General features: G+C 40.1%; 11 protein-coding genes. 1 reads left to right on the top strand and 10 read right to left on the bottom strand.

Going from position 1 to position 13,794, the window contains the following annotated elements:
- Positions 1 to 59 precede the first annotated feature (59 nt).
- The gene (locus SH603_RS05080) at positions 60 to 431 is read left to right on the top strand and encodes a hypothetical protein (RefSeq protein WP_003668175.1); all 372 of its coding nucleotides are present in this window, start codon (positions 60 to 62) and stop codon (positions 429 to 431) included.
- 60 nt (positions 432 to 491) lie between these two features.
- On the opposite strand, the gene ribF is transcribed toward SH603_RS05080, so the two are convergent.
- The 10 genes from ribF to SH603_RS05030 all read right to left on the bottom strand — a co-directional run bounded on the left by ribF (position 492) and on the right by SH603_RS05030 (position 13,790).
- A complete protein-coding gene (ribF, locus tag SH603_RS05075) occupies positions 492 to 1,439 on the bottom strand; it encodes a riboflavin biosynthesis protein RibF (protein WP_169472726.1) in 948 nt (315 codons plus the stop codon).
- Between the two features lie 12 nt (positions 1,440 to 1,451).
- Entirely contained in the window at positions 1,452 to 2,357 is a 906-nt protein-coding gene (gene truB / locus SH603_RS05070; RefSeq protein ID WP_169471049.1) for a tRNA pseudouridine(55) synthase TruB, read from the bottom strand.
- A 196-nt stretch (positions 2,358 to 2,553) separates the two neighbouring features.
- Positions 2,554 to 2,913: a 30S ribosome-binding factor RbfA gene (gene rbfA, locus SH603_RS05065; protein WP_003665800.1), complete on the bottom strand. Its 360-nt coding sequence runs from the start codon at positions 2,911 to 2,913 to the stop codon at positions 2,554 to 2,556.
- A 19-nt stretch (positions 2,914 to 2,932) separates the two neighbouring features.
- On the bottom strand, positions 2,933 to 5,191 hold the full coding sequence (infB, locus tag SH603_RS05060) for a translation initiation factor IF-2 (protein ID WP_321534162.1): 2,259 nt from the start codon (positions 5,189 to 5,191) through the stop codon (positions 2,933 to 2,935).
- 13 nt (positions 5,192 to 5,204) lie between these two features.
- Complete coding sequence (locus SH603_RS05055; protein ID WP_003665798.1) at positions 5,205 to 5,516, bottom strand: L7Ae/L30e/S12e/Gadd45 family ribosomal protein; 312 nt, start codon at positions 5,514 to 5,516, stop codon at positions 5,205 to 5,207.
- Positions 5,503 to 5,805 (bottom strand): RNase P modulator RnpM, encoded by a 303-nt coding sequence (gene rnpM / locus SH603_RS05050; RefSeq protein WP_321534161.1) that lies wholly within the window; start codon positions 5,803 to 5,805, stop codon positions 5,503 to 5,505. Before rnpM ends, SH603_RS05055 begins: the two co-directional genes overlap by 14 nt.
- Before the next feature lie 28 nt (positions 5,806 to 5,833).
- Positions 5,834 to 7,021: a transcription termination factor NusA gene (gene nusA / locus SH603_RS05045; RefSeq protein ID WP_169471051.1), complete on the bottom strand. Its 1,188-nt coding sequence runs from the start codon at positions 7,019 to 7,021 to the stop codon at positions 5,834 to 5,836.
- A gap of 20 nt (positions 7,022 to 7,041) precedes the next feature.
- The gene (gene rimP, locus SH603_RS05040; RefSeq protein WP_169472729.1) at positions 7,042 to 7,515 is read right to left on the bottom strand and encodes a ribosome maturation factor RimP; all 474 of its coding nucleotides are present in this window, start codon (positions 7,513 to 7,515) and stop codon (positions 7,042 to 7,044) included.
- Positions 7,516 to 7,648: 133 nt separating this feature from the next.
- Positions 7,649 to 11,980, bottom strand: coding sequence for a PolC-type DNA polymerase III (locus SH603_RS05035; RefSeq protein WP_321534160.1), 4,332 nt, complete (start codon positions 11,978 to 11,980; stop codon positions 7,649 to 7,651).
- 70 nt (positions 11,981 to 12,050) lie between these two features.
- Positions 12,051 to 13,790, bottom strand: a complete 1,740-nt coding sequence (locus tag SH603_RS05030; protein ID WP_321534159.1) for a proline--tRNA ligase — start codon at positions 13,788 to 13,790, stop codon at positions 12,051 to 12,053.
- Positions 13,791 to 13,794 lie beyond the last annotated feature (4 nt).

The raw sequence follows: 13,794 nt of genomic DNA, 5'->3' as shown, positions 1-13,794 counted from the left end.
TACCAATTACTCCCCTAAAAGTCAAGAAACGTCAAATATTTTTAAAAGGAGCTTTATCCATGAAACATAAAGAACATCGCTATATTCAACCTCAGAATACTCAAGAAGCAATGTTATTAATTCAGAAGTTATTTAATAAATACCGCAATGCGCCCCTAACGAATGAACTATTAGAATACCATAACAACCTAATCTATCGCTTGCAGTCAGATATTAAAGACGAAGCAATTAAGGAGAACAATCCTAATCAACTTAAGGCACTTGCTTCCATGACCGAAATTATGCGTAACTGGACAACAGTACGCTTAAACGGCCAGCCTTTTAACGGGAAAATGCGGCATTTCAAATTAGTGACTGATGGCGGATTCAAATTTGAACGAAATATTCATAAAATTAACCAGACTACCAGTCATCGGGGAAGTCGGCATTAAAAAAGAGGTTTGATGAATCTTGGTGGCGAAATTGCCACGAAAGATCAATCTAAACCTCTTTTATTTATATTTTTCTAAAATACAACGGGCGTTTTGTTCATCTTGCTTCATCTGTGCTACTAATGCATCCGCTCCCGTGAACTTTTCTTCGCCACGAAGGTACTGATACCAGCGCACAACTACTTCTTCACCATACACCATTTGTTGAAAATCAAATAGATTAATCTCAACCGTTAATTGATTAGCATCGCCAAATGTTATGTTATGGCCAACACTTGCCATGCCGTCATACCACTTCTTACCGAGCTTAACTTTGACAGCATAGACCCCAATCCCAGGAATTCGCTCCTCTTCTGGATGCTCAACATTGATTGTAGGAAAACCAAGTGTTCGTCCACGAGCTAAGCCATGAACTACTAAGCCAGTTGTTTGATAAGGATACCCTAGTGCTTGGTTGGCTGCTTCTACATTACCAGCATCAATTAATTTCCGAATTTCTCGCGAACCGACCTTTTCTTGACTTCCATCCTCAGTAAATTTGGGCACAGTTACAACTTCAAACCGTCCCGCTGCATACTTAGGAAGCAACTTCATTGATGCAATATCTTCTTTTCCATAAGTATGATCAAAACCTGCTACGACCGTTTGAGCATGAAAACCTACCAAATACTCATCAACAAATTGCTGAGGAGAAAGACTTGAAAAAGACGAGGTAAAGCTTATTAAATAAACCCGATCGACATCAAGGTCATTTAATAACTCAAGCTTCCTATCGACCGTTGATAGATATTTAAAGCCGCCCTTATATTGACGATAAACAATTCCTGGAGCATGATCATACGTCAAAACTACTAATGGCAATCCTTTTTCACGGGCAATTTCACGGGCACGTTTGATTACTGCCTGATGTCCCCGATGAACACCATCAAAGAAACCCATTGCAAGTACAATTGGTCCCGCAGGAATTAGTCTTTTTTCCAAAGGATGGTGAATTTTTATAACTTGCAACTCCTACACTCCTCAATTAACTGCAAACATTTTAGTTGGCTTATACATTTTATTTTTCGGATCAAAATGATACAGTGCTTTTACTTGTCCATCAAATGATAACACAATTTCCTTCTCGCTAGTATTAAGTTCACTTGGAGAAAACCATCCCCCATTTTGAACCTTTTTCCATTGAGCTACTTGAATCGTTAATTGTGGATAGTCTTTTAAAGCATAATCTAAAGGATACAAGTATTGCTGGAGAGTTTGGGTTGCAACAGCATCGCGAACGTCGTCTAAACTTAAAGTCTGATCAAGAGTAAAGCCTCCGCTCTTCAACCGCGTTAACAAACTCATTACTCCTGGATACCCTAATTTATGGGCAAGGTCAACAACAAGTGTCCGAATGTAAGTACCCTTACTACATTCAACATTAAAGCGGATTCGTTGTTGTTTATTTTTCTCATCATACTTTGAGCTCAGTAATTCAAATTTACTAATAGTTACTTGTCGTTTGGGCCGTTCAACAGTTTCACCAGCTCTTGCATATTCATAAAGCTTTTTTCCATTTACTTTTACAGCCGAATACATCGGTGGGATTTGTATTATTGTCCCCGTTAATGAATTCATAGCTGCTAATATTTCACTAGTGGGAATTTCATCTGTAACTACTTTTTCTTCAATTTTGTCTCCATCAAGGTCTTGGGTAGTAGTCGCAAACCCAATTAAAAGCTCACCTTGATATTGTTTTCCTGATTGCATCAAATAGTCAACAACTTTGGTAGCATTTCCAACACAAATTGGTAAAACGCCTGCTACACCTGGGTCAAGCGTCCCTGAATGACCAATCTTTTTAGTTTTTAAAATTTGTCGTAGTCGACTAACACAGGCAAAACTAGTCATCCCACGTTCTTTATATAAGGGTATTATTCCATCCATCGTTATTCCTCCAAGGGGCTGTGATATAAGTCAAGTTACTTTCACAAAAGACAAATAACGCACTACAACAATGGCCTCCATCGCTCGGAAAACCGAACGTTGGAGGCCTATTGTTGCTTGCGGGGGCTCACAGAGGCTAGCTTTGCGTCGAAAAACGAACTCACAAGTAGCTTCTGTCTCACTCCCTTTTTGCTAATTATTTTTCTTTTTTGTGTAAGTCGTTAATGAGTTGATCAATTCGACTACCGTAAGCAACTGATGGGTCTCTTACAAATTTTATTTCTGGAGTCTTAAAAATATTAAGACGTGCGCCTAATTCACTACGAATTAACCCAGTCGCCTTATCTAATCCAGCCTGTGCCTTTTCGGCATCAGAAGCAAGATCTGACAAGATACTATAATAGATAGTTGCTTGCTGGAGATCACCAGTAACATCCACACCTGTAATTGTAACGTTTTGTACACGTGGATCACGAACACGTTTTAACAAGATTTCATCAACATCTTTTTGAATTTCTTGAGCTAAACGATCTACTCGATATTGTTTACTTGGCATCTTTATCTCTCCTCAGCTTTTACTTAACTGGAACTTCTTTCATCTTGTAGGCTTCAATAACATCCATTTCCTTAATGTCATTGTAGTTTTCGATTGTCAAACCACATTCGTAACCCTGCTTAACTTCTTTGACATCATCTTTGAAGCGCTTAAGACTACCTAATTCACCTTCGTAAATAACAACGCCATCACGAACTAAGCGAACCTTTGCATCACGAGTGATCTTACCGGATGTAACCATTCCCCCGGCAATTGTACCAACCTTTGATGCCTTATAGATTTGACGAACTTCTACTTGACCAATTGTTTCTTCCTTGTATACCGGTTCAAGCATCCCTTTCATCGCATCTTCAACTTCTTCAATTGCATCGTAAATGACACGGTGAAGACGGATATCAATACTATTAGAATCAGCCAATGTCTTAGCTACGGCAGTTGGACGGACATTAAAGCCAATGATAACCGCATTAGATGCTTCAGCTAAGGTAACATCACTTTGATTAATAGCACCAACGGCTTGATGAATAATATCAACACGAACACCGTCAACTCTAATCTTTTGAAGACTTTGACTTAAAGCTTCAACTGATCCTTGAACATCGGCTTTAATGATAATTGGTAAGGTCTTCATTTGCCCCTTCTTCATAGTAGCAAAAAGGTTGTCTAATGTAACGTGAGAAGTCTTTTGACGTTCCTTATCCATGGCACGTTTAGCCCGTTCTTCACCTGCTGCACGGGCAGTCTTTTCATCATCAAAGACAACGAACCGGTCCCCAGCTTCTGGTACTTCATTTAGCCCAGTAATCTCAACAGGAGTAGATGGGGTAGCTTCTTTAATCCGACGACCATTTTCATTTGTCATTGTCCGCACACGACCAAATGTGTTACCAACAACAATTGGGTCCCCAACATGAAGAGTACCTTGTTGAACTAAAACAGTAGCAACTGATCCCCGACCTTGATCAAGACGGGCTTCAACAACTGATCCAGCCGCATTTTGATCTGGATTAGCCTTCAATTCCAGCATTTCAGCTTGGAGTAGAATCATATCAAGCAATTCATCAAGATTCTTGCCAAATTTAGCAGAAATCTTAACAAAAATCGTATCTCCACCCCAGTCTTCAGGAATCAAGTTATACTTTGCTAATTCTTCAGTTACACGATCTGGATTTGCACCTGGCTTATCAATCTTGTTCACTGCAACAATGATTGGTGTCTGGGCAGCTTGCGCGTGGTGAATAGCTTCAACTGTCTGTGGCATAACTCCATCATCAGCTGCAACAACGAGGACCGTGATATCAGTAATATTAGCTCCTCGTGCACGCATTTCAGTAAAGGCAGCGTGTCCTGGCGTATCAAGGAACGTAATTAATTGATCGTTATAGTGAACTTGGTAAGCACCAATTTCCTGGGTGATCCCCCCCGCTTCATGTTCAGTAACATGAGAGTGCCGTAACTTATCAAGCAAGGTTGTCTTACCATGGTCAACGTGTCCCATAACGGTAACAACAGCTGGCCGCATTACTTGATGTTCAGTATTATTTTGTTCATCTTCAAACATCTTATCAATGTCTGAAACATCAACTTGAACTTTTTCCTTAGCCTCAATACCGTAATCAGTTGCTAATAATTCAATTGTATCCTTATCAAGTGACTGATTTTGGTTGATCACTACACCAAGCATAAATAACTTTTTAACGATTTCTGCTGGTGAACGGTGTAGGATCTTTCCTAAGTCTTGGGCATTCATCCCATCAGTATATTCTAATACTTCTGGAAGCGGCTTATCTTTTCGTTGTGTTGGTTGCTTATGAGCTACCTCACGTAACCGCTTGTTCTTATTGTGTTTCTTGTTCTTCTTATTTTTCTTATTAAAGCGTTTTCCATTACGGCCTTGATCGTTATTCAAGCTGCCGCCAAACCGACCACCGTTGTTTTGGTGTTGATTATTTTCTTTTGTTCCATTGTTTGGCCGGCTATTGTTTTTCTTTTGTGGACGCTCATTTTGAGTTTTATCATGATCATGGTGTTGATTATGATTTTGTGCTTGATGGTTATTTTGCTTATTGTGACCATCATTTTTCTTTACTGGTTGGTGTTGATTATTAGTTGTTTTTTGTCCACCCTTTGCAAGTTGACGTAATTGTTGCGCTTGATCTGGGGTAACAGAAGACATGTGACTTTTAACTCCCATTCCTTGCCGATTGGCCATATTAACTAAGTCTTTGCTAGGCATTTTTAATTCCTTAGCTAATTCATAAATTCGTTCTTTGGCCATATGCTCACACTCCTTATCTCATAGTTAGTAGTTCCTCAAACTTTCTTGCAAAACCTGATTGCATTACACAAAAAACTGTTCGTGCTTGCCCTGTTGCCTGGCTAAGCTGTTCTCTAGTAAAATCTGTTGAAAAAGGAATGCCATAAAACTTACATTTATCAGTAATCTTTTTTGCACTAGCCTTTCCAGCATCTGAAGCTAGGAACACAAACTTTGCCTTCTTAGTTTGAATATTTTTTAAGACAATCTCTTCCCCACTTTGAAGTTGCCGGGCGCGCCGAGCGATTCCAAGGAGGTTTAAGACCTGTTCTTTATTTTTGATCATTACCAAATAACTCTTGTCGTGCCTGTAGGTGGTCTGCATACTTGATTAATTCATCATAAAATGATTCATCAAGTTGAACGTGAAAAGCTTTTTCAAAAGTTTTTTCTTTCTTGGCGCGCTTTGCAATATCCACATCTACTGCAACATATGCTCCACGACCAGGCTTCTTACCGGTTGGGTCTAAGGATACTTCATTTTTCTTATTCTTAACTACCCGAATTAATTGCCGTTTGGGCATCATTTCACCGGTAACAATGTCTTTACGCATCGGTATTTTTCTCTTTTTCATTATTTTCACCCCGCTGCTTAATTTTTAGTTATTCTTCGTTATTGTCAATATTTTCTTCTGAATCAGCTACTTCTTCAGATTCTTGATCATTTTCCGCCATTTCAGATTCAGACTTGATATCAATCTTGTACTTAGTCAAACGAGCAGCGAGACGAGCATTTTGTCCCCGCTTACCGATGGCTAAGGATAATTGGCTATCAGGAACAACGACAGTGCATGAACGTTCTGTTTGTCCTTCAGTCGTTTCTTCCCCTTCGCTATCCTCAGTTTTGCTTGCTGCCTTCTCTTCGTTAAAGATTACATCAAGGACTTCTGCTGGGTTCAAAGCATTAGCGATAAACTTAGCGGGATCCTTAACATACTCCACAATATCCATATTCTCGCCATCAAGTTCATTAACGATTGCTTGGACACGAGAACCTCGTGGACCAACGCAAGTCCCAACTGGATCAACATTAGGATCATTTGAGTATACCGCAACCTTAGCACGATCACCTGCTTCACGAGCAATATTTTCGATTAAGACAGTCCCATCCTTGATTTCTGGTACTTCCCGTTCAAATAATCGCTTCAAAAGTTCTGGAGCAGTCCGGCTAACAAAGATTTGTGGTCCCCGACGATCATCATTTACTTTCGTTACGTATACTTGAATCCGATCATGGACATGGTAGTGCTCATTAGGCATCTTATCTCTAAAGCCCATGGCACCTTCTACACCATCCCCTAAATCAACGTATGTGAAACGCTTATCTTCTCGTGAAACTTCACCAGTGATAATCTCGTTTTCATAAGTCTTGTACTTGTCGTAAATGATTTTCCGTTCTTCTTCACGGAGACGTTGCATTACCACTTGTTTAGCAGTTTGGGCAGCAATCCGGCCAAAGTCACGAGGGGTAACTTCTTCGCGAATTTCATCACCAATCTCATAGCCTTGACCATGAGGGAGCTTCCGCGCATCAGCTAAACTCATGAATTCGTTGCTATCTGCTTCGACTGCTTCTTCATCATCAGTAATTGTTTTTACAGCGTAGACTTTAATATTACCAGTCAATGAATTGAATTCTACTTCAACATTCTTATCACCGTAATTTTGCTTGTATGCTGATTCAAGTGCTTGTTCTAACGCTTCAATAACAATCTCTTTCTTGATACCCTTTTCTTTTTCAAGATAATCAAGGGCGCCAATCATCTCAGTGTTAATTTTTGGCTTACTCACCTTTCGACACTCCTTTAATACTAGAATTTAATCGCTAATCGGGCCTGGGCAATTTTCTGACGATTAATCGTAATTTGCCGATGACGAGTCTTATCTAAATAATCCAACGTAATTTCTTTATCAGATAATTGCGTTAATGTACCCTCATAGACCTTTTGACCATTAATCTGTTGGTAAAGAGAGATGTGAATATAATGGTCAATTGCTCGTTGATAATCTTCCTCTTTCTTCAGTGGGCGTTCAGCACCTGGTGAGGAAACTTCTAAAAAGTAAGCCTGTGGAATTGGATCAGGTTCAACATTATCTAATGCTTCACTTAATTCATCACTGACAAGTGCGCAATCTTCTAGCGCAATCCCACCGTCTTTATCAATATAAACGCGGAGGTACCAGCTTTTACCTTCTTTTACAAACTCTAAGTCATATAAGTAAAAATCATGGTCCTGTAAAATCGGCGTTACAAGATCTGTTACAGTTTCTACAACACTGCTCAAACGTGTCACCTCCATTATTTGCAATAAAAAGAGCGAGCATCTCTGCTCACTCCCACGAGTTATTTACCATAATCTATTGTAGCATGTACCATCGCTACTGGCAAGCAATGAAGCATGTTTTCATTACTATTCCTTAAAACAAGCTAAGTTGATTTTCGTCAGGCAGCTTATCTAATACATGATTATCTGTCAAGAAATCAATCAGTGTCTGCGAAACCTTTCCGCGCTCTGCCAAATCTTCTTTAGAAAGGAATGGCCGTTCTTCACGTGCGGCAACAATTTGCTTAGCAACGTTTAGTCCTAATCCAGGAACTGCCCGGAATGGTGCAATTAATGAATCACCATCAATCAACCAATCGGAGGCATCTGATTTTTCAATATCAACCATCTTAAATTTAAATCCCCGTTCCAGCATCTCATTAGCTAGTTCAAGAATTGTTAAGAGATTCTTCTCTTTTGCACTGGCATCATTTCCCTTATCATTGATTTCTTTCATCCGTTGCTTAACCGCATCTTTACCGTGAGACATCGCTACTACATCAAAGTCATCTGCTCGCACGGAGAAGAATGCACAATAATAAACTAACGGGAAGTAAACCTTAAAGTAAGCAATTCGCAGGGCCATCAAGACATAAGCAGCCGCGTGCGCCCGAGGGAACATGTACTTGATCTTCAAACATGAGTCCATATACCATTGTGGAACATTAGCTTCATGCATCTTTTCTTGCCACTCGTCTGGAATTCCGCGACCCTTCCGTACGTGTTCCATAATTTGGAAAGAAATTTCTGAGTCCATTCCATAGTGGATTAAGTCGGTCATGATGTTATCACGACAACCAATCACATTAGCGATAGTGGCAATTCCCTGTTTGATTAGTTCCTGGGCATTATCTAGCCACACACCAGTCCCATGTGAAAGACCAGAAATTTGTAGTAATTGCGAGTAGTTTTTCGGATGAGTATCCTCCAGCATCCCTCGGACAAATCGCGTCCCGAATTCCGGCAATCCTAGTGTACCAGTTTTACTTTGAATTTGTTCTTCAGTTACACCCAATACCTTAGGACTAGAGAATAAGGCCATCACCCCTGGATCATCCATTGGAATCGATTGAGGATCAATTCCTGATAAATCTTGCAAGGCACGAATCATCGTTGGATCATCATGCCCTAAAATATCCATTTTAAGAATATTATCGTGAATCGAGTGGAAATCAAAGTGGGTTGTTTCCCAGGCAGCTGTTTGATCATCAGCAGGATACTGAACAGGTGTAAAGTCATAAATATCCATGTCATCAGGAACAATAATAATCCCCGCTGGGTGCTGACCAGTAGTTCGCTTAACACCAGTAGCTCCTTTTGCTAAGCGATCCTCCTCTGCCTTTCTAAATTCCTTTTCTGTATCTCGTTCGTAAGCCTTCACATATCCATACGCCGTCTTGTCGGCAACCGTACCAATCGTCCCGGCACGGAATACATTTTTTTCACCGAATAAGACTTTCATATAGTTATGGGCAATTGGCTGGTAGTCACCAGAGAAGTTTAAATCAATATCTGGCACCTTATTACCCTTAAATCCAAGGAAGGTTTGGAATGGAATATCATGACCGTCTTTTACCATAAGAGTGCCACACTTTGGACATTTTTTATCTGGCAAATCGAAACCTGAACTATATTCCCCTTGTGTATAGAAGTGGGTAAATTGACAATTTGGACAACGGTAATGTGGTGGCAACGGGTTAACTTCTGTAATTCCCGAAAGCGTTGCCACCACACTTGAACCAACAGATCCCCGCGAACCTACTAAGTATCCATCTTTATTGGACTTAGCTACTAGTCGTTGGGCAATTAAATAGTGAACAGAGAAACCGTTCTTAACAATACTGTTCAACTCTAATTCAATCCGGTCCTGAACTAGTTGTGGCAAAGGATCACCATACCATTTTCTCGCAGTATTCCATGTCCGGTCTTGGATTTCCTGTTCGGCTCCCTTCATATGCGGTGGATAAAGTTTATCTTTTACTGGCCGAATATTGTCATCAATCTCAGCTGCAATCTTATTACTATTTTCCACAACTAATTCGTGGGCTTTTTCTTCACCGAGAAAAGCAAATTCATTTAGCATTTCATCAGTCGTTCTAAAGTGAACTTCTGGACGCTCAGTTCGATTTAACGGGTTTGCGCCACCTTGCGAGTTAATCAGGATCTTACGGTAAATTCCATCATGTGGATCAAGGTAATGGACATCTCCAGTGGCAACCACTGTTTTTTCCAATTCATCCCCCAGTTTGACCATATTTTTGAGGATATCTTCGAGGTGACCTTCATCTGCAATCACGTGTTGTTCAAGCAACGGTGCATAGTTTGGCTTGGGCTGAACTTCAATAAAATCATAGTAGCGAGCCTTTTCTAGTGCTTGATCGTAACCCTTCTCCATCATTGCGGTAAATACTTCTCCCGATGAACAAGCAGTTCCCAAAAGCAGTCCTTCACGATATTTCGTCAGCACTGTTCGCGGAATTCGCGGTACCCGGTAGAAATATTCAACGTTTGATAGCGATACTAACTTAAATAAGTTTTTCAAGCCAGCCTGGGTCTGCGCAAAAATCGTTACATGAAAAGGCCGAGCATGACGGTAAGCATTATTTTCTTCCATATGCTTGTTTAAATCATCCACATACTTCACATCATAACGGGCTTCAGCATCTTTCAAGAACTTATAAAGCAAGTGTCCTGTAGCTTCCGAATCATAGTTAGCACGGTGGTGATGTTCCAACGCTACCTTAAATTTTTTACTAAGCGTGTTTAATCGGTATCCTCGCATATCAGGATATAAGAATCGCGCCAGTGGTAATGTATCGATTACTGGTTCCGCGATTTTTCCCATTTGGTGACGTTCATAGCCAGTATTCATAAAGCCCATATCAAATGAAACGTTATGACCAGCAATAATACAGCCCTTACAAAAGTCCTTGAACATCTGAAAAACTTCTTCTTCAGTTTTTGAACCCTGCACCATTTCAGTGGTGATACTAGTTAAATTAGTTGTTTGTTCTGACAACGGGAAACCAGGATCGATAAATTCATCAAAACGTTCTAAGACATTTCCATCTTGCATTTTAACTGCAGATAATTCAATTACCTTATCATAAATTGCCGATAACCCTGTCGTTTCCACGTCAAAAATGACATAGGTCTGATGAGCGAGTTCTTCATGATTCTCGTTATATACCAATGGAATTCCATCATCAACAACATTAGCTTCCATTCCATATAGCATTTTAATGCCCGTTTTTTGGGCCATGCTAAATGCTTCCGGAAAAGCCTGGACATTCCCATGATCGGTTACCGCAATTGCTGGATGTCCCCATTTATGAGCACGAGTTGCAAGTTCAGTAATCGAATTAGTGGCATCCATCTGACTCATCGTTGTATGCGTATGAAGTTCAACTCGTTTATCATCTTGAGGAGCTTTATCTTGACGCGCTGTATGAGTTACTTCATTAACATCATAAGCCGTGATTACCAAGTCTCGCATCCAGGTATCTTCCTGTACAGGCCCGCGAACTTTCAACCACATTCCTGCTTTGATATTGGCAAATTGTGCTTCTTCATCGCTGTTACGTGAGAATTTCTTGACAGCAAAAGAAGAAGTATAGTCCGTAATTTCAAACGTTAATAACTGACGACCTGAGCGTAGTTCGCGAATTTCTGCATTAAATACATATCCTTCAACAACTACGGACCGTTCTTCACCCTCAATGTCTTTCATTTGAATAACATTCTGCTTACTATCAATCATCCGGCCAAGTTGGACTGGACCATCAGCAGGGGCGACTGGTGCACTTTTCTTTGCTGTCTTCTTTGCGGCCTCACTTTTCTTGATCCGGGCAGCCGCCTTGGCAGCAAGTGCAGCATTGGCCTTCTCGTGTTTAGCCTTTAATTCTTCAATTTTTGCTTGCGAGGCTGACTGGTCAACAAACGGGTGAATCCTAAATTTAGGAAATCCTAGCTCTTGGTATGATTTTTCAATCTTATCTAATGCTTTCTGTGCTAGTAAGTCTTTAATTACCTCATTTTCGACAACCAGTGTCACACGCCCATCCTTAACCTCAGGAGCCGTTTGTAAGCAAGCTTGTTGGAGCATTGGTGTATCACTAATTGCCTTATTAATGACGAACTGCCAATAATTAGCTATCTGTGATTCATCAAGTTCTGTCATGGGAGTACTAATCTTTAAACTAACTTTAGCAATATCTTTGAACCCTATCTGTAAACTCTGGTTGAATTGCGTAAATAGGTCATACGGTAAAGCCTTATTAAAGATTAAGTGAAATTCCCATTGCCGAGACTTTTTATGAACAACAACTGATTGAACTGCGGCATTTCTGAATGCAGAATTGTCTTTTTCCGGAAAGTGAATTTGTTCTAATAGTTTTCCAAATAATTCTTGGCGACTTAATCCCACGTTCTAATCCTCCTACTTAAAAATGTGGTGCGAGTAACGTTACTTATCTTAACATCGCAGCCACATTAGTTTAAATTATTTGTTTTTTTTCTTCGTTCAATTGCTTTAGTAAAATTCCCACCGTATTTACTAGTTCTTCCTGTTTAACTTCAACAGTTTCACCAGTTTTACGGATCTTAATTTCAACAATACCATCTTGAGATTTCTTACCAACAGTAACCCGAATTGGAATACCAATCAAGTCTGAATCAGCAAATTTAACCCCTGCTCGTTCTTTCCGGTCATCTACTAATACCTCATAACCAGCTTCAGTTAATTGTTGATCGATCTTATCAGCCATTGCCATTTGATCTTCTTTCTTCGCATTAACCGGAATTACGTGAACATCAAATGGAGCAATACTATCAGGCCAGACAAGACCATTTTCATCAGCATTTTGTTCAGCAACGGCGGACAATAGACGGGTTACACCAATACCGTAGCTTCCCATGATTACGTCTGTCAACCGACCATTGCTATCAAGAACTTGGGCACCAAGTTTGCTTGAGTAATGAGTACCTAACTTAAAGATATGACCAATTTCAATTCCGGGAGTAAATTTAAGCGGTTGACCATCAGGAGCAATTTCTCCTTCTTTAACATTCCGGAAGTCACCAAACTGATCAACGCGGAAGTCGCGATCAATATTAGCATTAACATAGTGGTAATCATCTTCATTGGCACCACATGCCATATTAACTAAGACCTTAACATAATTATCAGCAAGAATTTTTACTTCTTCGCCTACTCCTACAGGTCCAAGTGATCCTGGATGAGCATTGAGGTACTTTTCGGCATCTTCTTCTGTAGCTAATTCTAGTTCTTCACAATCAAGAGCATTTGTTACCTTTGCTTCATTAACTTCATCGTCGCCACGCATTAATACTAAGACTGGTTGATATTCATCTTCACTCATTTTAGCAATGTAAAGCATCGATTTAATAACTTGATTAGGATCAAGATCTAAACTTTCTGCAGCTTCATCCACTGTATGAGCACCCGGAGTAGCCTTCTTCTCGATTGGTGCAGGAGCTGCTGTTTGTTGCACACCAGTAAATTTACTTTCAGCCTTCTCAATATTGGCAGCGTAATCTCCATCAGTATAAGCGATTATGTCTTCTCCTACTTCAGCAGGTGCAGAGAATTCTTGTGAGTTCTTACCACCCATAGTTCCCGAATCAGCGAGAATAATTTTATAGTTTAAGCCAATCCGATCAAAAATGTTCCGGTAAGCCTTTGCTTGATTATTGTAGGCTTCGTCTAATCCTTCTTGATCTGCTGAGAAAGAGTAACCGTCAAGCATTTCAAATTCTTTTCCACGTAGAATACCGTACCGAGGACGATCTTCATCACGAAACTTATCTTGTAATTGATAAACTACTAATGGAAGCTTCTTGTACGACTTAATACTATCACGCAATACTTCAGTAAAGGTTTCTTCATGAGTTGGGCCCAAAATAAAGTCACGGTCACGACGATCTTTAAGTTTGAAAAGATTATCACCATAGCTTTCGTAACGACCAGATTTCTTCCACAAATCAGCTGGAAGAAGTCCCGGCATAAGCATTTCAACCGCTCCGGCCTTATCCATTTCATCACGAATAATATTTTCTACTTTGCGAATAACCCGGTAAGCTAATGGCAAATATGACCATACCCCCGCAGATACTTGGTAAATGTATCCGGCACGAATCATCATCTTATGACTTAAGGCTTCCGCATCACTTGGGGCCTCTTTTTTTGTTGGAATTAATACCTTTGACTGTTTCATTAAA

Source organism: Limosilactobacillus reuteri, from assembly GCF_034259105.1.
GTDB lineage: Bacteria > Bacillota > Bacilli > Lactobacillales > Lactobacillaceae > Limosilactobacillus > Limosilactobacillus reuteri_G.
Note: the sequence above shows the minus strand (reverse complement) of the source record. Positions and strands in the feature narration are given on the sequence as shown.